The sequence below is a fragment of the Sphingosinicella humi genome, from assembly GCF_003129465.1.
Lineage (GTDB): Bacteria > Pseudomonadota > Alphaproteobacteria > Sphingomonadales > Sphingomonadaceae > Allosphingosinicella > Allosphingosinicella humi.
Map to the genome: position 1 here is coordinate 1,067,771 of NZ_QFFF01000001.1, position 23,122 is coordinate 1,090,892.

The following is a 23,122-nucleotide window of genomic DNA, read 5'->3' on the forward strand; positions in this document are numbered from 1 at the left end:
CGCCAAGAGGGGTAAAAACCTGCCCGGGAACTTTCAGGGGAAGGAAGTTTCATGACAGTCGTGCTCATCGCCATTGCCTGCGGCTTGGCCGCGGTGCTCTACGGCCTCATTACCAGCCGTCAGGTGCTCGCCGCTTCGGCCGGCTCCGAAAAGATGATCAACATCGCGGGCGCCATCCAGGAAGGCGCCAAGGCCTATCTCGGCCGGCAATATACGACCATCGCCATCGTCGGCGTCGTCGTCGCGGTCCTCGTCTGGCTGTTCCTTGGCGTGACATCCGCCATCGGCTTCGTGCTCGGCTCGGTCCTGTCGGGCGCGGCCGGCTATATCGGCATGAACATCTCGGTCCGCGCCAACGTCCGCACCGCCGAAGCGGCGCGCTCCGGTCTGCAGCGCGGCCTCACCGTCGCCTTCCGGGCCGGCGCCATCACCGGCATGCTGGTCGCGGGCCTGGCGCTGCTGGCGATCTCGGTCTTCTTCTATGTGCTCGTCGAGGGCCTCGGCCACGGCCCGACCGACCGCGTGGTCGTCGACGCGCTCGTCGCTCTCGCCTTCGGCGCCTCGCTCATCTCCATCTTCGCGCGCCTCGGCGGCGGCATCTTCACCAAGGCCGCCGACGTCGGCGCCGACCTGGTCGGCAAGGTCGAGGCGGGCATTCCCGAGGACGACCCCCGCAACCCGGCCGTCATCGCCGATAACGTGGGCGACAATGTCGGCGACTGCGCCGGCATGGCCGCCGACCTGTTCGAGACCTATGTCGTCACCGTCGGCGCCACCATGGTGCTGATTGCCCTCTTGGTCGCCGGCACGACCGAGCAGCTCACCAGCCTGATGAGCCTTCCGCTCATCATCGGCGGCGTCTGCATCCTGACCTCCATCATCGGCACCTATTTCGTCCGTCTCGGCGGCAACCAGTCGATCATGGGCGCGCTCTACAAGGGTTTCTGGACGACGGCGATCCTGTCGATCCCGGCGCTCTATTATGTCACCACCCAGACGCTCGGCGACATGAACGCCGTCATCGGCGGCGCGCAGGAGGCGGCCGGCTTCGACATCGATCCGACCGTCGCCGCCACCGCCGTCACCGATGGCTTCACCGGCATGGACCTGTTCTGGTGCATGATGGTGGGCCTCGGCGTCACCGGCCTGCTGGTCTGGATCACCGAATATTATACCGGCACCAACTACCGCCCGGTGCGCTCGATCGCGCGCTCGTCGGAGACCGGCCACGGCACCAACGTCATCCAGGGGCTCGCCGTCAGCCTCGAATCGACCGCCATGCCGACGATCGTCATCTGCGTCGGTATCATCGTCAGCTACCAGCTGGCGGGCCTTATCGGCATCGCCTTCGCGGCGACCTCCATGCTGGCGCTGGCGGGCATGGTCGTGGCGCTCGACGCCTACGGTCCGGTCACCGACAATGCCGGCGGCATCGCGGAGATGGCCGGGATGGAGGACGAGGTCCGCGGTCGCACCGATGCGCTCGATGCCGTCGGCAACACGACCAAGGCGGTGACCAAGGGCTATGCGATCGGATCGGCCGCCCTTGGCGCGCTCGTCCTGTTCGGCGCCTACACGACCGACCTCGACCGCTATTTCGCCGACGTCGCGGTCGATTTCTCGCTCTCCAATCCGTACGTCGTCGTCGGCCTGCTGCTGGGGGCCCTGCTCCCCTATCTGTTCGGCGCGATGGGCATGACCGCGGTCGGCCGCGCGGCGGGCAACGTCGTCATCGACGTGCGCGACCAGTTCCGCAGCAATAGCGGGATCATGGACGGCACGTCGCGGCCCAACTACGCCCGCACCGTCGACCTGGTCACCAAGGCGGCGATCCGCGAGATGATCGTGCCGTCGCTGCTGCCGGTGCTGGCGCCGATCGTCGTCTACTTCGTCATTACCGCGGTGGCGGGACAGGCGAACGGCTTCGCGGCCCTGGGCGCGCTGCTGCTGGGCGTCATCGTCTCCGGCCTGTTCGTCGCCATCTCGATGACCTCGGGCGGCGGCGCCTGGGACAATGCCAAGAAGTTCATCGAGGACGGCAACCACGGCGGCAAGGGCTCCGAAGCCCATAAGGCGGCCGTGACCGGCGACACCGTCGGCGATCCCTACAAGGACACCGCCGGCCCGGCCGTGAACCCGATGATCAAGATCACCAACATCGTCGCCCTGCTGCTGCTCGCGGCATTGGCGGCGGGCGGTCCGGCGATCTGATCGTCGACTCCAGCCTATTTCAAGGCCCGCCGGGAGCGATTCCGGCGGGCTTTTTGTTGCGGACCGTGGGCGGAGGACTATCAGGGCCGCCATGTCCCACGCCGACGTCTTCGATGACCAGCTCGCCGCACTAGACGCCGCGGGCAGGCTGCGCCGCCTGGAGCCGCGCGTCGGCCTGGATTTTTCGTCTAACGACTATCTCGCTCTCGCCGGCGATCCGGCCATCGCCCGTGCCGTCGCGGAAGCCATCGCTCGGGGCGTTCCCGTCGGCTCGGGCGGCTCCCGCCTTCTGCGCGGCAACGCGCCGGAGCATGAAGCGCTGGAACACAAGGCCGCCCGCTTCTTCGGCTCCGAGGCGGCGCTCTATTTCTCGAGCGGTTTCGCGGCCAACATGGCTCTTTTCTCGACCCTGCCGCAAAAAGGCGACCTCATCGTCGCCGACGCGCTGGTCCACGCCAGCGCTCACGAGGGCCTCCGTCGCGGCCGAGCCGAACACTGCTTCGCCTCTCACAACGACGTCGGCGCCTTCGCCGATCAGATCCGCAAATGGCGTGCCGCCGGCGGTCGCGGCCGGGCCTGGCTCGCCTTCGAGACGCTCTACAGCATGGACGGCGACATCGCTCCGATCGACGAGCTGGCCGCGCTGGCGCGGGCCGAAGACGCCTGGCTGCTGATCGACGAAGCCCACGCCACCGGCGTGTTCGGCCATCAGGGCCGCGGCCTCGCCGCCCGGCTCGAAGGGGCGGAGAATGTCGTTTCCCTCCACACCTGCGGCAAGGCGCTCGGCATCGAAGGCGCGCTCGTCTGCGCCTCCCGCTCGATCGTCGATTTCCTGATCAACCGGGCGCGCCCGTTCATTTTCTCGACCGCGCCCTCGCCGCTGATGGCCGTTGCGACCGCGGCGGCGCTGGATCGGGTTGCCGAGGCCGACGATCGGCGCGAACGCCTCCGTCATCTCTGGAGCCATGCCGGCGAGTTGCTCGCCCTCCCGGCTCCCCCAAGCCAGATCATTCCCGTCATTCTCGGAGACGAGCGCCGGACGATGGCCGTCGCCGAAACCCTTCGCGGGAGCGGCTTCGACGTGCGCGGCATCCGTCCGCCGACGGTGCCGCAAGGCACGTCGCGGCTACGCATTTCCCTGACGCTCAACGTCACGCCGTCGGATATCGAGGCGCTGGCCGGGGCTCTCGCCGAAGCCCTGAACCCGGTGCCGGCATGACCCGCGCCATCATCGTCACCGGCACCGACACCGGCATCGGCAAGACCGTCTTCGCCGCCGGGCTCGCCGGAATCTTGGGCGCCCGTTACTGGAAGCCCGTCCAGGCCGGCACCGATCCGGAAGGCGACAGCGAAACGGTAGCCTCCCTTTCCGGCCTTGCGGCGGACCGCATCCTGCCCGAAGCCTACCGCCTCAAAATACCGGCCTCGCCCCACCTCGCGGCGCGGGAAGAGGGACTGACCCTCGAAATCGAACACCTGGCGCTGCCCAAGGTGGAGGATCCGCTGGTAATCGAGGGTGCAGGCGGCGTGCTCGTTCCGCTCAGCGAGACGTTGCTGACGGTCGACCTTTTCGCCTCCTGGCACGCACCGGCCATCGTCTGCACCCGCACCGGTCTCGGCACGATCAACCACAGCCTGTTGACGGTGCGCGCGCTTCAGGGCGCCGGAGTGCCGGTGCTCGGCCTCGCCTTCATCGGCGATCCGCACGAGGAGAATGAGCGCATCATCCCCAAGCTCGCCGGAGTTCCCTCCCTCGGCCGCCTGCCGCTCCTCGACCCGCTCAGCCGAGACACACTTCGCCAAGCGATGCAGGCGCATATCGATCTCACCCCGCTGGAGAGGGCCTTGTGAGCTCGCCCGTCTGGCACCCCTTCACCCAGCATGGATTGAAGGAACCGATCCCACTGGTGGAGCGGGCCGAGGGAGCGCTACTTTACTGCGCCGACGGCTCGACCCTGATCGACGGCATCTCAAGCTGGTGGGTCACCACCCACGGCCATTGCCACCCCCGCATCGCCGCGGCGATCGCCGAGCAGGCGGGACGGCTCGATCAGCTTATCTTCGCCGCACACACGCACGAGCCGGCCGAGACCGTGGCGCGGGAACTGGTCGACCTCGCCCCCGAAGGCCTGACCCGCGTCTTTTTCTCCGACAGCGGCTCCACTTCGGTCGAAGTCGCCCTCAAGATGGCCTTGGGCTATTGGCACCGCCGCGGCGAGCCGAGACACCGCATCCTAGTGCTGGAGCATGGCTATCATGGCGACACGATCGGTGCGATGTCGGTCGGCGAGCGCGGCGTCTTCAACCGCCGCTACGAGCCCCTGCTGTTCGACGTCGGCACCATTCCCTTCCCGGCCGAAGGGCGCGAGCAGGCGACGCTCGATGCCTTGGAACGCGCCTGCACCGCCCCAGACAAGCCCGCCGCCTTCATCGCCGAGCCGCTGGTCCTCGGCGCGGGCGGCATGCTCGTCTATTCCGCTGCGGTGCTGACAGAGATGGCGGCGATCTGCCGGCGCCACGACGTCCTCTGGATCGCCGACGAGGTGATGACCGGCTGGGGCCGCACCGGCACCCTCTTCGCCGTGGAGCAGGCCGGTGTGGCGCCCGACATCCTGTGCGTCGCCAAGGGCCTCACCGGCGGCGCCCTGCCGCTGGCCGCCACCCTCGCCAGCGAGCCGATATTCCAGGCGCACTGGTCCAACGACCGGGCCGACATGTTCTACCATTCGAGCAGCTACACCGCGAACCCGATCGCCTGCGCCGCCGCCAAGGCCAATACGCAGATCTGGCGCGAGGAGGACGTGCTCGGCCGCATCGGAGCGCTGGCGCGCGACATCGGGGACCATTTGGAGACGCTGTCGGCCCATCCCGCCTTCTCCAATCCCCGGCAACTGGGCACGATCGCGGCCGTGGATCTCAAGACCGGCGACACCGGCTATCTTTCGGACATCGCCCCGGCCTTGCGCGCCTTCTTCCTCGAACGCCAGTTGCTGCTGCGTCCGCTCGGCAACATCCTCTATGTGATGCCGCCTTACTGCACGACGAACGAACAGCTGGACCGGCTATTCGGCGCCATCGCTGAAGCGGGCGATCGTTTCGGGACCGCTCGTCGGTGACGCTTCCCTTTCGGCCGCATAATCGCTAAAGGCCGGCCACCTTTTTACCGAGACGAAGAAACCGGATGGCCAAGGAAGAACTCCTCGAAATGCGCGGGCAGGTGGTCGAGCTGCTGCCCAATGCCATGTTCCGCGTGAAGCTCGAAAACGACCATGAGATCCTCGGCCATACCGCCGGCAAGATGCGCAAGAACCGTATCCGCGTGCTCGTCGGCGACGAAGTGCTCGTCGAGCTGACGCCTTACGATCTGACCAAGGGTCGGATTACCTACCGTTTCAAGTAAGACGCGCGCCCGCTCCATGCGGCTCGTCCTCGCCTCCGCCAGCCCCCGCCGGCTCGATCTGCTGAAGCGGATCGGGGTGACGCCGGACGCGATCATCCCGGCCGACATCGACGAAAGCCCTGTGAAAGGCGAGCTTCCGGCGCCCCACGCCGCGCGGCTGGCTGCCGAGAAAGCGGCCGCGGTGCGCGAGGGAAAGCCGGGCGCGCTGATCCTCGCCGCCGATACGGTGGTGGCGGTCGGGCGGCGTATCCTGCCCAAGACCGAAACCGAGGCCGAAGCCCGCCACGCCCTCTCGCTCCTCTCGGGGCGGCGCCACCGGGTTCACTCGGCGGTCACCCTGATCGACGCGGCGGGCGTGGCGCGCCACCGCCTCTCGACCTCGATCGTCACCTTCAAGCGCCTCAGCGACGCCGAGCTCAACGCCTATCTCGCCACCGGCGAATGGCGGGGGAAAGCCGGCGGCTATGCGATCCAGGGCCATGCCGAGGCGCTGGTGCGGGCCATGTCCGGCAGCCATTCGGGCGTCGTGGGACTGCCGCTCTACGAGACGCGGGCGCTGCTGCGCGCCGCAGGCTACCCTCTTGGCTGAGTGGCTCTACGAGGAAGGCATCGGCGAGAACCGGGCCGCGCTCGTAGAAGACGACATCATCGTCGAGGCCGCGATCGAATTGCCGGACGAGCTTCGGGCCGGGACCGTCGCGGCGGCGCGCCTAACCAAAATCCTCATTCCCGCCCGCAGGGCCGTAGTGACGCTCGCGCAAGGCGGCCAGGCCCTGATGGAGCCGGTGCCGGCGAAGCTGAGCGAAGGCGCCGCGCTGCATGTGGAAATCGTGCGCGAGGCTATCGCCGAGCCCGGTAGGCCGAAGCTGCCCAAGGCAAGAGCGACGGATATGGACGAACGGGCGGGTGCCAGCCTCCTCGAACGATTGTCCGCGGGCGGTGCGGTGACCAGGCTCAGCCCGTTCGGCCAGGATCGGCTGGAGCAAGCGGGCTGGTCGGAGCTGATGGAGGAAGCGCTGGGCGGGGAGATCGCCTTTCCCGGCGGCGCCTTGAGGATGAGCCTGACGCCCGCGATGACCCTGTTCGACGTCGACGGCGCCTTGCCTCCCGATGACCTCGCCGTGGCGGGCGCGGAGGCGGCCGGTCGCGCCATCCGCAAGTTCGGCATCGGCGGCTCGATCGGCATCGATCTCCCCACCTTATCGTCGAAGGAGGAGCGGCAGAAGGCGGCGGCGGCGCTCGATGCCGTTCTGCCCCAGCCTTTCGAGCGGACCGCGGTCAACGGCTTCGGTTTCCTGCAGATCGTCCGCAAGCGCGCGAGGCCGTCGCTGCCCGAGCTTCTGCAGGGCGACCCGGTCGGGGCCGCGGCGCGAATATTGCTCCGTCGGGCGGAACGTTCGGACCAGTCCGGCGGCTGCGTCCTCCATGCCGCCCCTCCGGTTGTTGCCCGAATCGAGGCCAAGCCGGACTGGGTTCAGGCTCTTTCCGCCCGTATCGGCGGCGGCGTCGCCTTGCAGCCGGAACCGGGGCTCGCCATATCGGCGGGCCATGTCCACAGCCGCCAATCCTAAGCGTAAGCGCGACGCCTGCCCGCTGTGCGGCAAGCCGCCAAGCCAGAGCCACGCGCCCTTCTGCAGCCAAGGCTGCCGCGATCGCGATCTGTTGAACTGGCTGGGCGACGGCTATCGGGTGCCTGGCCCGCCCGCCGACATGGAAACAGGCGATTTTGCGCCGGATGGGCTGGACAGCGAACGCTAGCCCCCTCTATAGGCGCTCGGTCCGCTTTCGCCGGATAGGCCCAGGTAGCTCAGTTGGTAGAGCATGCGACTGAAAATCGCAGTGTCGGTGGTTCGATTCCGCCCCTGGGCACCATCCTCCTCCCCTCCCTGATTCAATTGTCCTCCGGGACAACCGCCGTCGTCTCGATCTCGATGAGGGCGCCCGGCTCGACCAGCCCCGCTGCCTGGACGACCGCCATGGTAGGATAATGGCGGCCCATCAGCTCGCGGTAGACGGCGCCGATTCGCGGGAGGTTGGCGACATAGTCGTCGCGGTCGACCACGTACCAGGTCATGCGGACAACGTGCTCCGGCCCCGCCCCGTCCACGGCCAGGATGGCAAGCGTATTGAGGAGGACCTGACGGAACTGGTCGACCACGTCCGACGATACCAGCTGCTCATCGGTGTCCCAGCCGATGACGCCGGCGGTGAAGATGAGCCGGCCCCGCGCCGAAATGCCATTGGAATAGCCCTTCGGCCTCGGCCAGCCCGGCGGCAGGAGCGATTTCATGTCCGGTAGCTCTCCAGATGGGCGCGGGCGATGACGACCTTCTGCACCTCCGAGGCGCCTTCATAGATGCGCAGGGCGCGTATCTCGCGGTACAGGCTTTCGACGGGCACGCCGTGGGTGACGCCGAGGCCGCCGAACATCTGCACCGCCTTGTCGATCACCGCCTGGGCGCTGTCGGTGGCGTGGAGCTTGGCGAGCGCGGCTTCGCGGCTGTTGCGCTGCCCCTTCACGTCGCGCAGCCAGGCGGCGCGATAGACGAGCAGCGCGGACGTCTCGACGTCGAGCACCATCTCGGCGAGCTTCGACTGGGTGATGGGATTGTCGGCGAGCGTGCCCTCCCCGAGCCTACGGGTGAGCGCGCGGCGGGTCGCTTCGTCCAGCGCGCGCCGGGCGAAGCCCAGCGCCGCGGCGCCGACGGTCGTGCGGAACACGTCCAGGGTCGCCATCGCCTGCGCGAAGCCCTTGCCGCGCTCGCCGAGCAGGGCCCCGGCCGGAAGCTTCATCCCCTCGAAGCGAAGCGTCGCCAGCGGATGCGGGGCGATGACGCGGATGCGTTCGCTGGCATCGAGGCCGGGCGTGTCCGCATCGACGATGAAGGCGGAGAGGCCCTTCGCCCCCGGCGCCTCGCCGGTGCGGGCGAAAAGGATATAGAAATCGGCGATGCCGCCGTTGGAGATATAGGTCTTGGCGCCGCTCACGACATAGCCGCCATCCGCCTCTTCGGCGCTGGTCTCCATCGCGGCGACGTCGGAGCCCGAGACCGGCTCGGTCAGCGCGAAGGCGGCGATCTTCTCTCCTCGGGCGACGGCGGGAAGATAATTTCGCTTCTGCGCTTCGGTGCCGAAGAGGGTGATGGCGCCCGAGCCGAGCCCCTGCATCGCGAAGGCGAAGTCGGCGAGGCCGGAATGGCGGGCGAGCGTCTCGCGAATGAGCGCCAGCGACCGAACGTCGAGGCTGTCGCTGACGCCGCCATACTCGCCGGGGACGCAGTATCGGAGCCAGCCGTCCTCGCCCAGACGCCGGACGAGATCCCGGCAGATCTCATCGACATCCTCTTCATCGTGGCCATCGCCAAGCTCCGCCCCGCACCAGGCTTCGAGATCGTCGGCGAGCCGGCGATGGCTGTCGTCGAAGAACGGCCAGTCGAGGAAGGCGCGATCCGCCATCAGTCGCCCTTGAACTCGGGCGTCCGCTTGGCGGCAAAGGCTTCGAAGGCGCGGCGGAAGTCGTTCGTCGCCATGCAGATCGCCTGGGCCTGGGCTTCCATCTCGATCGCCGTCTCCAGGCTGACCGCCCATTCGGTGTTGAGCTGGGTCTTGGTGATGCCGTGGGCGAAGGTCGGGCCGGTGGCGAGGCTGCGGGCCAGCGCTTGGGCATCGTTCAGCAGCGCACCCGCTTCGACCAGCCGGTTGTGGAAACCCCAGCGCTCGCCTTCCTCGGCGGTCATCACGCGTCCGGTGAAGAGCAGTTCCGACGCGCGGCCCTGTCCGATGATGCGCGGCAGGATCGCGCAGGCGCCCATGTCGCAGCCGGCAAGACCGACGCGGGTGAAGAGGAAGGCCGTCTTGGTTGCTGGCGTCGCCAGGCGCATGTCCGAGGCCATGGCCACGATCGCGCCCGCCCCGACGCAGACGCCGTCGAGCGCGGCGACGATCGGCTGGGGACAGGCGCGCATCGCCTTGACGAGGTCGCCGGTCATACGCGTGAAGGCGAGGAGGCCCGGCATGTCCATTCCGGTCAGCGGCCCGATGATCTCGTGGACGTCGCCGCCCGAGCTGAAATTGCCGCCCGCACCCATCACCACCAAGGCTTTGACGGCCGGCGCATAGACGAGCTGCCGGAACGTATCGCGCAACTCGGCATAGCTCTCGAAAGTGAGCGGGTTCTTGCGCTCCGGGCGGTTCAAGGTGACGGTCGCGACGCCCTCCTCGAAGCTCCAGCGAAAATGCTCCGGCTCGAAGCTCTCCGGATCGAAAATCACATCACCTCCCCCACGCACGGCGCTGCCTTGTTCTGTTACCGGCCCGCTTTCAGGAAGGCAAAGCCTCCGGACTCACAGCGCCTCGATGATCGTCACATTGGCGATGCCGCCGCCTTCGCACATGGTCTGAAGGCCCCACCGCTTGCCCCGGGCACGAAGGGCGTGAACGAGCGTCGCCATCAGCTTGGCACCCGAGGCACCCAGCGGATGGCCGAGCGCAATGGCGCCGCCATTGACGTTGAGGCGCTCCGGATCGGCGTCGATCTCGCGCAGCCAGGCGAGCGGAACCGGCGCGAAGGCCTCGTTCACCTCGTAAAGATCGATGTCGTCGATGCGCATTCCGGCGCGATCCAACGCGCGGCGGGTGGCGGGTATCGGCTCCTCCAGCATGATCACCGGATCGCCCGCGGTGACGGTGAGATTATGAATACGGGCGAGCGGCGTCAGGCCGTGTGCCTTCAACGCCGCTTCGCTCACCACCAGAACGCCGCTGGCGCCGTCGCAAATCTGGCTGGCATTGCCGGCGGTGACCCGCCCCCCGTCCTTCAGCGTCTTCAAAGAGGCGAGGCCTTCCATTGACGCATCGAAGCGGATGCCTTCGTCTCGCTTGTGCTGTTGGCCATCGACCGAGACCGGCACGATCTCGCGATCGAAAGCACCTTCATCGGTAGCACGCGCGGCCTTGCGATGGCTCTCCAGGGCGAAGCGATCCAGCTCCTCGCGGCTGAAGCCATATTTGTCGGCGATCATCTCGGCGCCGGTGAACTGGCTGAATTCGGTGACGCCGTAGCGGTCGCGGATCCTCTGCGTCCAGGGGCCCGTGCCGATCCCCGCTTGCGCCGGAAGGATGAAGGGCGTGCCCATCGGCACCCGCGTCATGCTTTCGACGCCGGCGGCGATGACGACATCCTGGGTGCCGCTCATCACGGCCTGAGCGGCGAAGTGGAGCGCCTGCTGCGAGGAGCCGCATTGCCGGTCGATGGTGACGGCGGGAACGCTGTCGGGAAGCCTGGAGGCGAGCACCATGTTGCGGCCGACATGGAAGCTCTGCTCGCCCACCTGGCTGACGCAGCCGACGATGACGTCGTCGATCGCCGCCGGGTCGATCCCGCTGCGGTCGACGAGCGCGTTCAACACTTCGGCGCCGAGATCGGCCGGATGCCAGTCCTTCAGCGCGCCACCGCGGCGGCCGCCGGCGGTTCGCAGGGCTTCGACGATATAGGCTTCAGACATTGGCGGCTCCCAGGGCGAGCAAGGCGAAGGTGGCGAGCCAGTGCTCGCCCATATAGTCGCCGGCGACATAGGGCAGGCTGGCGTCGAGATGCGTCTCGGCGGTGTCCCGGGCGAGCGCCGCCAGATCGGGCTCCAACACGTCGGCCAATCCGCGCCAGCACCAGGCGCGGCTCAGGTTGAAGCCGTCGAGATGGGCAATCTTGCCGTCGGACCGATCGGACACGGTGGCCGGCGTAAACAGGCTGCGCGGTTCTCCGGCGATGAGATCGGGCAGGAAGCCTTCGAGCCAGGTTCGAAACGCGGCCGGCGTGACGCACCGCTTCATGCACAGCGCCTCGATCAAAGCGGAAGACAGGAAGTCGTCCCCGCCCGGCTCCCAACCGGAACAGGCGCGGTCATCCCCAAAATAATCGACGGCGCGGGCGCGGATCAGGGTCGTCAATGTCCCATCATGCCGTTCCGCCCATTCGAGCGCGAGGATGAGGGCGAAGGCGGTGTTGAAATGGGTGCCGGTGCGGATCGGATAGGTAAGCTTCGGCAGGAACAGGCGGAAGCGCTCGGCAAAATCCTCGGCGAGCGGCGCCAGCACCGCGCCCCACTCCCTGTCGCCGTGCTGCGTAGCCTCACGGTGCAGCGCGAGCAGCCAGGCCCAGCCATAGGGCCGCTCGAACCCGCCCGAATAAGCGCGGAGCAGATAGGCGCGCTCGCCGGCGACGTTCTCCGGGGTCAGCATCTCGTCGGCCAGCGCCTCGATGCGGCGGCAGATGGGCAGGTCCGGAAACAGCCGCCGTACCGTCAGCAGCAGCCAATAGCCATGGACACAGCTGTGCCAGTCGAAGCTGCCGAAGAAGATGGGGTGCAACGCGCGCGGGCCGAGCACGTCCTCCGGCCCGTCCATCACATGGTCGAGCTTGTGTGGATATTCGCGCGTGACATGGCCGAGCGCGAGTTCGGCGAAGCGGGCGGCGGTTTCGGGGGTCAGAATATGAGACATCAGAAGGCCAGGAAGTAGATGAGGAAGAGATTGACGATGAAGAGCGGTATGGCGGTGCCGACCTGCGCCTTCACCACGCCGTTCTGGTCCTTGAGGTCGAGGAGGACGGCGGGGACGATGTTGAAGTTGGCGGCCATAGGGGTCATCAGCGTGCCGCAGAAGCCCGCCAACATGCCGATCGCGCAGACGATCGCCGGCTCGCCACCATATTGCTGGATGAGGATGGGCAGGCCGATGGCGGCCGTCATCACCGGGAAGGCGGCGAAGGCGTTGCCCATGATCATGGTGAAGAGCGCCATGCCGACCGCGAAAGTGGCGACGGCCGCGAAGAGATTGCCTTCGGGAATGACCTCTCCGGCGATGCCGCCGACGACCTCGCCTACCCCTGCCATCGCGAACACCGCGCCGAGCGCGGCCAGCATCTGCGGGAGGACCGCCGCCCAGCCCACCGAATCCATCAGCCGCCGACCTTCCTGAAGCGGCGCCAGCGCCGGCGGCCTCAGCCAGGCGAAACAGACGGCAAGCGCGATCAAGACGCCGAGACCGAGCGAGATGAGCGTCACCTGTCCCGGATCGATGAGCCCGCTGTCCTTGAGAAAGAAAGTGCCGAGGAGAGCGGTGGCCGGGATGACGAGCGCGGGCAGGAACAGCTTGTTGCCGAACCTCATCGAATAGTCGGCGCGCTCGGCTTCGCTCGACGTCGGCGGATTGCCCCGCCCCAAGGCGTGGAAGCCGGCAAGCCCCACCAGACACAGGACCAGGATGCCATTGCCGAAATCGCCGAGTTGGTCGCCGGCAAAGAAGCTCACCGCCAGCAGACCCCAGAAGGCGGCATTGCCGAAGCGCTTGCTGTTGCTCCGATCGAGCACGCTCAGCAGCGAAAAGGCGGCGAACATGGCGCCGGCAAGGGCGTAGAGCCAGGGAAGACCGATCATCGCGTCTCCTCCCCCCGCTCGTCCCGAGCCCTTCGGCTGCCTGCCTGCGGCAGCCGCTCAGGATAAACTGCGTCGAGGGGCGTTTGCGCAGGCGCGCCTCGACTGCGCTCGGCACGAACGATGCTGGGATTCTTGGCGAGGCGTCGATCCAGCAGCATCAGCCGGGTCCCGTGGATCAGGAAGGCGGCGATGGCGGTGGGGATGGCCCAGACGGAGAGGTCGAGCGGCTCCAGGATGATGCCATATTGTTCGAGGAAGCCCTTCATCAGCAGGATCGAGCCGATCGCGATGAAGATATCCTCGCCGAAGAACAGGCCGACATTGTCGGTGGCGGCGGAATAGGCCTTCACCTTCTCGCGAGTGGGCTCGTCCAGTTCGCCATGCTGCTGTTCGGCTGCGGCCTCGGCCATGGGCGCGACGATGGGGCGAACGGTCTGGGGATGGCCGGCGACGGAGGTCAGGCCCAGCGCCGCGGTCACCTGGCGGAAGAGGAGGTAGACAAGGAGCAATCGGCCCGTCGTCGCGCTCTTGAGCTGTCCGATAAGGGCGCGCGCCCGGTTCTGCAGCCCGTAGCGTTCGAGAAGGCCGATGACGGGAAGCAGGATCCAGACGATGCTGACATAGCGGTTCTCGTTGAACGCTCTCCCAAAGGCGGAAATCACGGCCACCGGATCGAGGCCGGCGGCGAAGCCCGTGGCCAGCGCCGCAATCGTCACGACCAGCAGCGGATTGAGCCGCAGCAGGAAACCGATGACGACGATCAGGATACCGGAGAGGACGAGGAGATCGCTCATGTCGGGCCGAAGCCCCCGCCGCCCGGCGTTTCGATCACAAACATGTCGCCGGCTTCCATTTCCGCTGAAGCCGTGGCGGTGAGTTCCTCCACGGCGCCGTCGCTCCGTACCACCCGGTTGATGCCCGCTTTCGCCGGACCGCCGCCCGCCAGCCCCGCCGGCGGCACCCGGCGGCGGTTGGACAGGATATTGGCCCGCATCGACTCCAGGAAGCGGAGGTGGCGCTCGACCCCATTGCCGCCGCGATGCCGACCTTCCCCGCCCGAGCCGCGTCGGATGGCGAAACGCTCCAGCAGGACGGGATAGCGGGTCTCCAATATCTCCGGATCGGTGAGGCGGCTGTTGGTCATGTGGGTCTGGACCGCGCTCGCCCCATCGAAGTCCGGCCCGGCCCCGGCGCCGCCAGCGATGGTTTCATAATATTGATGGCGATCGTTGCCGAAAGTGAAGTTGTTCATCGTGCCCTGGCTTGGCGCCAGCGCGCCGCAGGCGGCGAAGAGCGTGTCGGTGATCACCTGGCTCGTCTCGACGTTCCCCGCCACCACGGCGGCAGGATAATGCGGATTGAGCATGGAGCCTTCCGGCACCTTGAGCGTGATCGGCCGAAGGCAGCCGTCGTTCATCGGGATGACGTCGTCGACCAGGGTGCGGAAGACGTAGAGCGTCGCCGCGCGGCAGATCGAATAGGGTGCGTTGAAATTATTGGGCTGCTGGTCGCTGGTGCCTGAGAAGTCGATGACGGCGGAGCGGCTAGCGCGATCGACCGAGATAGTGGCCTGGACCACCGCGCCATTGTCCATCTCATAGGCGAAATGGCCGTCCTTCAGGCCATCGATCAGGCGACGCACCGCCTCTTCGGCGTTGGCCATGACATGGCCCATATAGGCATCGATCACCTCGCGCCCATATTCGGCGGCGACGCGGCGAAGCTCGGCCGCGCCCCGCGCGCAGGCGGCGATCTGGGCCTTGAGGTCCGAGATGTTGCGATCGGGCTTGCGCGCCGGCCATTCGCCGGAGGCCAGCAGCGCCCGCATCTCCGCCTCGCGGAAGTGGCCGGCGTCGACCAGCAGCTGATTGTCGATCAGGACACCTTCCTCATGCACGGTGCGGCTGTCCGGCGGCATCGAGCCCGGGGCGATGCCGCCGATGTCGGCATGATGGCCGCGCGCCGCGACATACCAGGCCGGATCATCGTCCCCATCGACGAAGACCGGCATGATGACCGTGATGTCTGGCAGATGCGTGCCGCCGCGGTAGGGCGCGTTCAGCGCGTAAACGTCGCCCGGCTTCATGCCGCGTCCGTCGAGCGCGTTCCCGCGCGCCTCGATGATGGTGCGGATGCTGTCGCCCATCGAGCCAAGGTGCACCGGTATATGCGGTGCGTTGGCGATAAGGCTGCCCCCCCTGTCGAAGACGGCGCAGGAGAAATCGAGCCGCTCCTTGATATTGACGGAAGATGCCGTGTTCTGGAGGGCGACGCCCATTTCCTCGGCGATCGCCATGAAAAGATTGTTGAAGATCTCCAGCATCACCGGGTCGACCTGTGTTCCAATGGCGAATGCTTCCTCACGCGCTTCGGCGCGGGTGAGGATGAGATTGCCGAACCCGTCCACCTCGGCCTGCCAACCGGGCTCGAGCACGGTCGTGGAGGACGGATCGACGATGATGGCGGGACCGGGGATGAGAGTGCCGCACTCCAATCCGTCCCGCTCGATGACTCCATTCGTCCCGAGCGAAGTCGAGGGGCGTTGGTGCGGGCGCGCCTCGACTTCGCTCGGCACGAACGGCTTCTCGGAAGCGGCCCGGCCGATCGCCTCCACAATGGCGGTTTCGATGACCACCGGAGTCTCCTCGGCGACGAAGCCGAAGCGGGCGCGGTGGAGGGCTTCGAATTCGGAGCGCATGCGCTGCGGCTCGGAGACCTCGACCTCCAGCGTGCTGTCGCTGCCGTCGTAGCGTAGGGCGGCGCGGCGCTGCACCTCGATGGCGCCCTCATCGACGCCTTGAGCGAGGAGCGCGGCTCTTCCGTCCTCAGCCAATTCGTCCAGAAGCGGCCCCAGCGTCTCCGCCTCTTCCAGCCTCCGCCCGAAGGTGCGCTGCCTCAGCTCGGTCATGTCGGCGAGGCCCATGCCATAGGCTGAAAGGACCCCTGCCAGCGGGTGGATCATGACCCGGCCCATGCCGAGCGCATCGGCCACCAGGCAGGCGTGCTGGCCGCCGGCGCCACCGAAACAGGCCAGCGTGTAGCGCGTGACATCGTGGCCGCGGGCGATGGAGATCTGCTTGATGGCATTGGCCATGTTGTCGACCGCGATGCGGACGAAACCTTGAGCGATCTCCTGCGGCGAAAGGCGATTGCCGGTGGCAGCCTTGACCTCCTTCGCGAGAGCCTCGAATTTTCGCTCCACAACGTCCCCGTCGATCGGCTGATCGGCGTTCGGCCCGAAGGTGGCGGGGAAATGTTCGGGGCGGATCTTGCCCAGCATGACGTTGCAGTCGGTGATGGTGAGCGGACCGCCGCGTCGATAACAGGCCGGACCCGGCACGGCCCCGGCCGAATCCGGTCCGACCCGAAGACGAGCGCCATCAAAGCTGCAGATCGACCCACCGCCGGCCGCGACCGTATGGATCTCCAGCATCGGCGCGCGGACGCGGACTCCCGCGACCATCTTCTCCGTGCTGCGCTCATAAGCGCCGGCGAAGTGGGAGACGTCGGTCGAGGTGCCGCCCATGTCGAAGCCGATGATACGGTGGAATCCTGCCTCGGCCGCTGTCCGCGCCATGCCGACGATCCCGCCGGCGGGACCGGAGAGAATCGCGTCCTTGCCCTGGAAGGCGGCGGCGTCGGTGAGGCCACCGCTCGACTGCATGAAGAAGAGCCGTCCGCCATCATCGTTCGACTCTGTGCCTGCCAAAGCCGTCACGACCCGGTCGACATAGCGGCGAAGCACGGGCGAGAGATAGGCATCGACCACGCTCGTGTCGCCGCGTCCGACGAGCTTGATCAGCGGTCCCACACGATGGCTGGCAGAAATCTGCGTGAAGCCGATTTCGCGCGCCATTTCGGCGAGCGCTGCCTCATGCGCCGTCCAGCGCCAGCCGTGCATGAGGACAATGGCGATGGCGCGATATCCCTGCGCGAATGCCGCCTGCAAATCCGCCTGCGCCCTCGCCTCGTCGAGCGGCCGGAGGACCTCGCCGGCGGCGGTCACCCGCTCGTCCGCCTCCACCACATGGCTATAGAGCGGCTCGGGCAGGACGATGTTGCGGGCGAAGATATGAGGGCGCGATTGGTATCCGATCCTCAACGCGTCGCCAAAGCCTCGGGTGATCGCCAGCACTACCGGCTCGCCCTTGCGCTCCAGCAGCGCGTTGGTGGCGACCGTGGTGCCCATCTTCACGGCGCGGATGGACGCGCCAGAAAAGCCTGGGCCATGCTCCCCCAGCAGCGCCCGGATACCGGCGACGGCGGCGTCCTCATATTGCTCAGGATTGTCGGAGAGCAGCTTCAAGGTGACGAGCGCGCCGTCCGGCCGCCGGGCGACGACATCGGTGAAGGTGCCGCCCCGATCGATCCAGAATTCCCAATCGCGAGTCATGAGGCACCGTCATTGCGAGGAGCGGGGCGGCGAAGCAATCCTGCATCCATCCATAGCACCGGAGTGCTTCGCTCCGCTCGCATTAACGGTGCAAGGATCAATTCTCGTCCTTGTGGACCTTGCCGCCCTTCATCACGAAATCGACGTCCTTCAGCTCCGTCACGTCCTGGAGCGGATTGCCGGAGACGGCGATGATGTCCGCCGCCTTGCCGGCCTCCAACGTGCCGATTTCATTGGCGAGGCCGAGGAGGTCGGCGGCGTTGACCGTCGCGGCCTTGATGGCGGCGGTGGGGGTCATGCCGTGCTTCACCATCAGCTCGAACTCGTCCGCGTTGCGGCCATGCTTGGAGACGCCGGCGTCCGTGCCGAAGGCGATCTTCACGCCCGCCGGCACGGCCTTTTGGAGCGACTTGCCGGTGATGCCGATGCGCCAGTCGATCTTCTTCCTGACTTCGGGCGGATAGGCGTCGGGGTTGGCGGCGATGCGCTCCAGATAGCCGTTCACCGTCGACAGGGTCGGGACGTAATAGGCGCCCGTCTTCTTGAAAAGCGCGATCCCTTCGTCGTCGAGGAGCGTGCCATGCTCGATCGAATCGACGCCAGCCTCCAGCGCCAGGACGATGCCGTCGGCGCCATGCGCGTGGACGGCGACCTTCTTGCCGTAGAGATGGGCGGTGTCGACGATCGCCTTCACCTCGTCGTCGAACATCTGCGCGCCGAGCCCGGCGCCGATGCGGCTGTTGACGCCGCCGGTGGTGGCGATCTTGATGACGTCCGCGCCGCGCCCGATCTGCCGGCGCACCGCCTTGCGGCAATCGTCGGCGCCGTCGCAGAGATTCTCGTGGGGGATGGCATCGTGAAGCTCCTCGCGGATGCCGAGGCGGGAATCCATGTGGCCCGACGTCGTCGAGATGGAGGAGGCCGCATCGACGATGCGCGGCCCGGTCGCCCAGCCGCGGGCGATGGCGTCGCGAAGCGCCAGGGTCGCGCCCTCGTCGCCGAGATTGCGGACGGTGGTGAAGCCCGCCTGGAGCGTCTTCTGCGCGTTCCACAGCGTCTCGTAGGCCGCCATCTGCTCGCTCTCGGTGAAGCTCGCGACCAGCCCCTCCTGACCGGCGCGGTCGGAGGAGAGGTGAACGTGGCTGTCGATCAGCCCCGGCAGAACGAAGCTGTCGGACAAGTCGATCAGCCTGGCGCCGGCCGAGGGTTGGATGAAACCGTCCTGTACGGAGACGATGCGGCCATCGCGAACGAGGATCGTGGCGTTTTGCCGCGGCTCCTGTCCCGGCCGGTCGAGCAGGGTGCCGGCGTGGATGAAGACGTCGCCTCCCGTTGGGGGCGTTTGGGCGAGCGCCGTAGTGGCGAGGGCGGCGGAGAGAAGGGCGGCGAAGACAAGGCGCATAGGAGTCCCCCGGAAATGAGCGGCGCACTAAAGCGCAATCGAGGGACGGATGCTAGATTGCGGTTTCTACTTAGACAGCGTCAATATTCCTTCCGGTAGCGGATGCTGGCGCTGGTGCCGGCGAAGGAGCCCGCCTGCGAAAGGAGGCTGAGGCTTCTCGACAGGGCGATTTCGAGCTGGGTGGCGGTGAAGCCGCGGGCGTCCGTGATGACCTCCAGGTAAATGTCGTCGCCGAGATAGAAGCCCGCCGAGAGGGCGGTGCCCCGACCGGTCGCCTCGTCGGCGCCGAGAATGCGGAGGCGGCTGAGACCGGTCGCGGAGCGGAGCTGGCCGAGCGGGTTGAGCCCGCCCCCGCCGCCGCGCAGCGAATTGAGGGAGGCGGCGAGCTGGACGGCCTCGAGCGCCGACAGTTCCGTCACCGAGCCGCCGAACAGCAGCCGCGCCATGATCTCATCCTGCGGCAGAGCGGGCGAGGAGCTGAACACGATCTGCGGGTCGCTGGAGCGGCCGCTGACGTTGATGGTGACGGTGATGTCCTCGACGTCGCCGCTGGCCGTGATGGCGACCCGTGGATCGATCGGGTCGCTGCCGGTGAAGGTGATATCGCCGTTGGTGAGCTCGAACCGCGTGCCGGCGAAGCTGTAGGTGCCGCGTATCACCTCAGCCGTGCCGGTGACGATCGGATGCGACGAGGTGCCGCCGATGCGGAGGTCGGTCGACCATTCCGACTCCAGGCCCATGCCGGAAACGAACACCTCGTTATTGGCACGAACTCGAAGATCGAGATTCCAGATGCTGGGCACGGTGGGCCGCTGGTTGACCTCGTCGGGCCGGGGCAGCGGCTCGCCCCGCTTATGCACGCCCTCCAGCTCCGCGATCTGGGCGGCACCCTGGCGGATGATCTGGTAGCGCACTTCGGGCAGCTGCAGGTCGCCGCTGATGAGGGCGGGCCGGCCCGGGCCGTTGGTGATCGCGACGTCGCCCGTGACGGTGGCGCCGATGGCATCGCTCCGCGCGAGCTGCGCGCGATTGAAGACCAGGCGCACGTCGATCGGGAAGCCGGCGGCGGACGAAAGATCGACGCTGCCCCGGCCGGTGACGGTACCGCTGCCGGCGCGGCCGCTGAGCTCGCTGATCTCGAAGCGGGAGCCGGTGAAGCGGCCGTGCAGCGCCATATTGGTGATGCGCGTGCCGTATGTTTCGTCGACCAGGGTCAGGTTGTTCGCGTGGACGACGCCGTTGAACTGCGGGTCCTGGACCCGGCCGCTGAAATCGGCGGCGATTCCGATCGGGCCGGAAAGCTGCTGGTCGGCGATGCCGGTCAGGGACCAGAGCACGTCGGCGGGGCCGTTGTAGCGAACGCCGCCTGACAGCGGCGAGGCGAGCAGCCGCGTCATCCAGCTTCCGGCTCCGGGCGCGAGCGGCTGGAGCCGTGCCTGGGCGCGGCCGATAATGCCGCCGTTCCGGCGGAACACCGCACCGGCCGAGCCCCCCTCCGGCCGGAGCTGGCCGGCGAAAGCGATGTCCACCGCCTCGGACAGGGTCGCGACGCCGGTGCGGGTAAAGTCGTCGATCCGAAGGCGAGCATCGGCCCTCGGGAAGGAGGCGCCGGAGGGCTGCGAGAAGTCGAGGCTGCCGGTCATCCGGCCGCCGAGGCCGAGATCGGGCACGAAGGCGTTGACCAGCGACAGGTCGAGATCGTTCATCCGCGACTGGATGACCAGCCCGTCGCCGAAGCGGCCGGCGAGGCGGATGCCGCCCTGCGGGAAGACGATGGTGGTCGGCGCCAGCACCCAGTCGTTGCCGACCTTCCTCACATCGGCCGGCTGGGCGAAGCGGAAGTCGACCCGGTTGATCGTACCTTTGGCGGCGGCGCGGACATGGTCGGGCGCCAGCGCGACATTGGCGCCGACCCGCCACGGCACGCCCGTGCTGCCATTTGCAACGAGCTGCGCCTGGCCGCGTCCGTCGCGATAGTTGATCCTGGCCCGCGCCGTCTCGATCGCCATTTCGCCTCGGCGGACGCCGGCCAGCTGAACATCGCCGACGATCGAGGGCGCGTTCGGGTAGAGGATCGCCGTCGCCTCGATGATTCCGCGCTGGACGAGGATCGGCGTCTCGCCGGGGATTTGGGCGCCGTTGGCACGAGCGGAAATGTCGGCGCGCTGATATTGGCCGGCGGCGGCGAGGCGGACGGTGCCGTCAAGGCCCGAGCCGCTCAGGGCAAGCGTTCCGGCGAAAGGCCCGGCGCTGGTCTGCACGACCCGGCCCGTCAGCGTGATCCCGGCGATGGTGAGGCGATGAACCTCGACGGTGAGCGGACCCGCGCGGGAGAGGATGGTGATGTCGGCGGTGAACGGCCCGTAATCGGAATCGCCGCGGGCGGTGATGCGATAGCCCTGCGGCGTCGAGCGCACATCCGCCTCGACATTGGCAAGGCCGATGCCGAAGCCCGGGCTCCTGGCGCGGAGTCGGATATTGGGCTGGTCGATCGTGCCGCTGATCTCGACGGCGAGCGGCCCATAGGCCGTCGAGACCCCGGCCAGGCTGAAGTCGATGGCGCCGCTGGGCCGGTAGACGCCGCGGCCGGACGTTATTCGAAGGTTGGGCGAATTCAGGCGGATGTCGTTGATGCGCACCGTGCCTTGCTCGTCCATGTCGATGGCGGCGGTGACGATCGCCTGGCCGCCGAGGAAATCGCGGGCCGAGGCATTGTCGATGCGGCGGGTGCGGATGGCGACGCGGCCGGTGATGCCGAAGCCTTCGCCCCGGCTCACCACGTCGAGGTCGCTGTCGATGTCGAGAAGCCCGATGCCCTCGATCAGATAATTGTTCACCCGCCCCTGGAGGCCGGCGCGATATTCGCCCTTCGCCAGATCGGCGACGATGATGGCGGTGGCGTTGATCCGGTCGGAGCCGATGCGAAGATCATCGGAAAGGATGCGGGTGCCGGCGATGTTGAGCGTGCCCTCCAGCCGCACATTGGTGAGCAAGCCGCCCACCGCCTCATTGAGGCCCGTGATCCGCTGGACGGTGGCAGAGACGGGTATCGTGATGCGGTCGGTGTCGACGCGCGCCCGGCCCCTGGCGCGGAGTCCCTGCACCACCGTCTCGTCGAAACCCAGCGCGGCGGCGCGAAGATCATAGGCCACGACGGGCGTGGCAAAGGGCCCGTTCAGCACCATCGCCAGCTGGACATCGCGGCCGCTCAGATTGGGAGCGATCGCGCCGGGCCGGAGCAGCCGGGCAGCGACGCGCAGCCCCTGGAGCCGACTTTCGCCGAGATCCACCAGCCCTTCCGCGGCCACGGCGAGCGCCGAGGAGCGGAGGCGGAGGCGCGTGTCGGCTCGTCGCTCCGACAAGCTGGTTACAAGGTTCACCTGGACCAGCGGCGAGACGAGACGATGGAGCGGGCCTTCGGCCAGAACCAGGCCCGGCCGGGTCGGCCCGTCGATCTGGAAAGTGCCGTTCCGGCCGATAATGGCGAGGTTGGCCAGAGCCTCGCCGCCGAGCGTGGCGCGCGCGCGTCCGCTCCAATTCTCCCAATCGCCGCGTCCGTCGATCATGACGGCGAGCGGCCGGTCGAAGCCGGTGAGTCCCGCAACGAAGCCGCCGGCCCGCGCCTGAAGCCGCGCTTCGATGTCGAAGCGGTTGGCTTCGGGAACGGCATCAAGGCGGAGGACCAACCGGTCGCCGCCGGCCATTCCCGGCGCGCGCAGCGTCTCGGCATTGGCCGTGATCTGGGCGCGTCCATCCGCGATGTGCGCATTGCCGGCGAGGGTGACGAGGTGGCGCTGTCCCGTGACGGCGGGATCGATCAGCAGCCTTCCGACCTTGAGACGATCAATGTCTATGTCGATGTCGGGAAGGAGCGGCGCGTTGGGATCGCCGGGCCGAAGCTCCGGCAGGCGCATGAGTCGGGCCTCAGGGACCGTCAGCGACTGTATGTCGATATGATTGCGGAGATACGCGAAGGGGCTCCAGTCCAGCTCCACGATCGGCGCGATAAAGAAGGTCCCGCGGGGATCCCGCAAGGTGAGATCGTGGATGGTGAGCTCGCCATAGATGGAGCCTTCGATCCGGCCGATGTCTATATCGAGACCGGAGGCGGTCTCGAGCTTGTTGATCTGGTCGACGAGCATGCGGCGGCCCGGATCGGTGTTGATGCCGACCAGGGCCAGCGCGATCAGCAGCAGCAGGCCGGCGAGGACGATCCCGACCCATTTGGCGGCCGTGCGCCAAGGAAGACGGCGGGGCGAGGCCTCTTCGGCGGCCATGTCCGC

At 67.6% G+C, this 23,122-nt stretch carries 18 protein-coding genes and 1 tRNA gene; 9 read left to right on the forward strand and 10 right to left on the reverse strand.

The window, feature by feature from the left end; genetic code table 11:
• Positions 1-51 precede the first annotated feature (51 nt).
• From DF286_RS05285 to DF286_RS05325, 9 genes are all read left to right on the forward strand, one after another.
• Entirely contained in the window at positions 52-2,211 is a 2,160-nt protein-coding gene (locus DF286_RS05285; protein ID WP_109270481.1) for a sodium-translocating pyrophosphatase, read from the forward strand.
• A 91-nt stretch (positions 2,212-2,302) separates the two neighbouring features.
• Positions 2,303-3,430 carry an 8-amino-7-oxononanoate synthase gene (locus DF286_RS05290; RefSeq protein ID WP_109270482.1) on the forward strand — a complete coding sequence of 376 codons (1,128 nt, stop codon included), beginning with the start codon at positions 2,303-2,305 and terminating at the stop codon, positions 3,428-3,430.
• Positions 3,427-4,062, forward strand: a complete 636-nt coding sequence (bioD, locus tag DF286_RS05295) for a dethiobiotin synthase (RefSeq protein WP_109270483.1) — start codon at positions 3,427-3,429, stop codon at positions 4,060-4,062. The genes DF286_RS05290 and bioD overlap by 4 nt, the downstream gene beginning before the upstream one ends.
• A complete protein-coding gene (locus DF286_RS05300) occupies positions 4,059-5,327 on the forward strand; it encodes an adenosylmethionine--8-amino-7-oxononanoate transaminase (protein ID WP_109270484.1) in 1,269 nt (422 codons plus the stop codon). Before bioD ends, DF286_RS05300 begins: the two co-directional genes overlap by 4 nt.
• 65 nt (positions 5,328-5,392) lie before the next feature.
• Complete coding sequence (infA, locus tag DF286_RS05305; RefSeq protein ID WP_010162480.1) at positions 5,393-5,611, forward strand: translation initiation factor IF-1; 219 nt, start codon at positions 5,393-5,395, stop codon at positions 5,609-5,611.
• A 16-nt stretch (positions 5,612-5,627) separates the two neighbouring features.
• A complete protein-coding gene (locus DF286_RS05310) occupies positions 5,628-6,200 on the forward strand; it encodes a Maf family protein (RefSeq protein WP_109270485.1) in 573 nt (190 codons plus the stop codon).
• The gene (locus tag DF286_RS05315; RefSeq protein ID WP_109270486.1) at positions 6,193-7,182 is read left to right on the forward strand and encodes a ribonuclease E/G family protein; all 990 of its coding nucleotides are present in this window, start codon (positions 6,193-6,195) and stop codon (positions 7,180-7,182) included. Before DF286_RS05310 ends, DF286_RS05315 begins: the two co-directional genes overlap by 8 nt.
• Positions 7,160-7,369 (forward strand): DNA gyrase inhibitor YacG, encoded by a 210-nt coding sequence (gene yacG, locus DF286_RS05320; protein ID WP_109270487.1) that lies wholly within the window; start codon positions 7,160-7,162, stop codon positions 7,367-7,369. Before DF286_RS05315 ends, yacG begins: the two co-directional genes overlap by 23 nt.
• Positions 7,370-7,407: 38 nt before the next feature.
• A tRNA-Phe gene (locus tag DF286_RS05325) sits at positions 7,408-7,483 on the forward strand.
• A gap of 19 nt (positions 7,484-7,502) precedes the next feature.
• On the opposite strand, the gene DF286_RS05330 is transcribed toward DF286_RS05325, so the two are convergent.
• The 10 genes from DF286_RS05330 to DF286_RS05375 form a co-directional block, all read right to left on the reverse strand.
• Entirely contained in the window at positions 7,503-7,901 is a 399-nt protein-coding gene (locus DF286_RS05330) for a RidA family protein (RefSeq protein WP_109270488.1), read from the reverse strand.
• A complete protein-coding gene (locus DF286_RS05335) occupies positions 7,898-9,067 on the reverse strand; it encodes an acyl-CoA dehydrogenase family protein (protein WP_109270489.1) in 1,170 nt (389 codons plus the stop codon). Before DF286_RS05335 ends, DF286_RS05330 begins: the two co-directional genes overlap by 4 nt.
• Positions 9,067-9,882 (reverse strand): enoyl-CoA hydratase family protein, encoded by an 816-nt coding sequence (locus tag DF286_RS05340; RefSeq protein WP_109270490.1) that lies wholly within the window; start codon positions 9,880-9,882, stop codon positions 9,067-9,069. Before DF286_RS05340 ends, DF286_RS05335 begins: the two co-directional genes overlap by 1 nt.
• A gap of 72 nt (positions 9,883-9,954) precedes the next feature.
• Complete coding sequence (locus DF286_RS05345) at positions 9,955-11,115, reverse strand: acetyl-CoA C-acetyltransferase (RefSeq protein WP_109270491.1); 1,161 nt, start codon at positions 11,113-11,115, stop codon at positions 9,955-9,957.
• Positions 11,108-12,109 (reverse strand): DUF2891 domain-containing protein, encoded by a 1,002-nt coding sequence (locus tag DF286_RS05350; protein WP_109270492.1) that lies wholly within the window; start codon positions 12,107-12,109, stop codon positions 11,108-11,110. Before DF286_RS05350 ends, DF286_RS05345 begins: the two co-directional genes overlap by 8 nt.
• Positions 12,109-13,044: a DUF979 domain-containing protein gene (locus DF286_RS05355; RefSeq protein ID WP_109270493.1), complete on the reverse strand. Its 936-nt coding sequence runs from the start codon at positions 13,042-13,044 to the stop codon at positions 12,109-12,111. The genes DF286_RS05350 and DF286_RS05355 overlap by 1 nt, the downstream gene beginning before the upstream one ends.
• Positions 13,041-13,838: a DUF969 domain-containing protein gene (locus DF286_RS05360; protein WP_109270494.1), complete on the reverse strand. Its 798-nt coding sequence runs from the start codon at positions 13,836-13,838 to the stop codon at positions 13,041-13,043. The genes DF286_RS05355 and DF286_RS05360 overlap by 4 nt, the downstream gene beginning before the upstream one ends.
• Positions 13,835-17,437 carry a hydantoinase B/oxoprolinase family protein gene (locus DF286_RS05365; protein WP_109270495.1) on the reverse strand — a complete coding sequence of 1,201 codons (3,603 nt, stop codon included), beginning with the start codon at positions 17,435-17,437 and terminating at the stop codon, positions 13,835-13,837. The genes DF286_RS05360 and DF286_RS05365 overlap by 4 nt, the downstream gene beginning before the upstream one ends.
• Before the next feature lie 97 nt (positions 17,438-17,534).
• The gene (locus DF286_RS05370) at positions 17,535-18,839 is read right to left on the reverse strand and encodes a metal-dependent hydrolase family protein (protein ID WP_109270496.1); all 1,305 of its coding nucleotides are present in this window, start codon (positions 18,837-18,839) and stop codon (positions 17,535-17,537) included.
• An 80-nt stretch (positions 18,840-18,919) separates the two neighbouring features.
• Entirely contained in the window at positions 18,920-23,116 is a 4,197-nt protein-coding gene (locus tag DF286_RS05375; protein WP_243444726.1) for a translocation/assembly module TamB domain-containing protein, read from the reverse strand.
• Between the last annotated feature and the right edge of the window lie 6 nt (positions 23,117-23,122).

What these genes read in the sequence shown, in the direction of transcription:
- DF286_RS05285 (WP_109270481.1), top strand. Translation starts at nt 52, where the DNA reads ATGACAGTCGTGCTCATCGCCATTGCCTGCGGCTTGGCCGCGGTGCTC.
- DF286_RS05290 (WP_109270482.1), top strand. Translation starts at nt 2,303, where the DNA reads ATGTCCCACGCCGACGTCTTCGATGACCAGCTCGCCGCACTAGACGCC.
- bioD (WP_109270483.1), top strand. Translation starts at nt 3,427, where the DNA reads ATGACCCGCGCCATCATCGTCACCGGCACCGACACCGGCATCGGCAAG.
- infA (WP_010162480.1), top strand. Translation starts at nt 5,393, where the DNA reads ATGGCCAAGGAAGAACTCCTCGAAATGCGCGGGCAGGTGGTCGAGCTG.
- DF286_RS05310 (WP_109270485.1), top strand. Translation starts at nt 5,628, where the DNA reads ATGCGGCTCGTCCTCGCCTCCGCCAGCCCCCGCCGGCTCGATCTGCTG.
- yacG (WP_109270487.1), top strand. Translation starts at nt 7,160, where the DNA reads ATGTCCACAGCCGCCAATCCTAAGCGTAAGCGCGACGCCTGCCCGCTG.
- DF286_RS05330 (WP_109270488.1), bottom strand. Translation starts at nt 7,901, where the DNA reads ATGAAATCGCTCCTGCCGCCGGGCTGGCCGAGGCCGAAGGGCTATTCC.
- DF286_RS05335 (WP_109270489.1), bottom strand. Translation starts at nt 9,067, where the DNA reads ATGGCGGATCGCGCCTTCCTCGACTGGCCGTTCTTCGACGACAGCCAT.
- DF286_RS05345 (WP_109270491.1), bottom strand. Translation starts at nt 11,115, where the DNA reads ATGTCTGAAGCCTATATCGTCGAAGCCCTGCGAACCGCCGGCGGCCGC.
- DF286_RS05350 (WP_109270492.1), bottom strand. Translation starts at nt 12,109, where the DNA reads ATGTCTCATATTCTGACCCCCGAAACCGCCGCCCGCTTCGCCGAACTC.
- DF286_RS05355 (WP_109270493.1), bottom strand. Translation starts at nt 13,044, where the DNA reads ATGATCGGTCTTCCCTGGCTCTACGCCCTTGCCGGCGCCATGTTCGCC.
- DF286_RS05360 (WP_109270494.1), bottom strand. Translation starts at nt 13,838, where the DNA reads ATGAGCGATCTCCTCGTCCTCTCCGGTATCCTGATCGTCGTCATCGGT.
- DF286_RS05365 (WP_109270495.1), bottom strand. Translation starts at nt 17,437, where the DNA reads ATGACTCGCGATTGGGAATTCTGGATCGATCGGGGCGGCACCTTCACC.
- DF286_RS05370 (WP_109270496.1), bottom strand. Translation starts at nt 18,839, where the DNA reads ATGCGCCTTGTCTTCGCCGCCCTTCTCTCCGCCGCCCTCGCCACTACG.
- DF286_RS05375 (WP_243444726.1), bottom strand. Translation starts at nt 23,116, where the DNA reads ATGGCCGCCGAAGAGGCCTCGCCCCGCCGTCTTCCTTGGCGCACGGCC.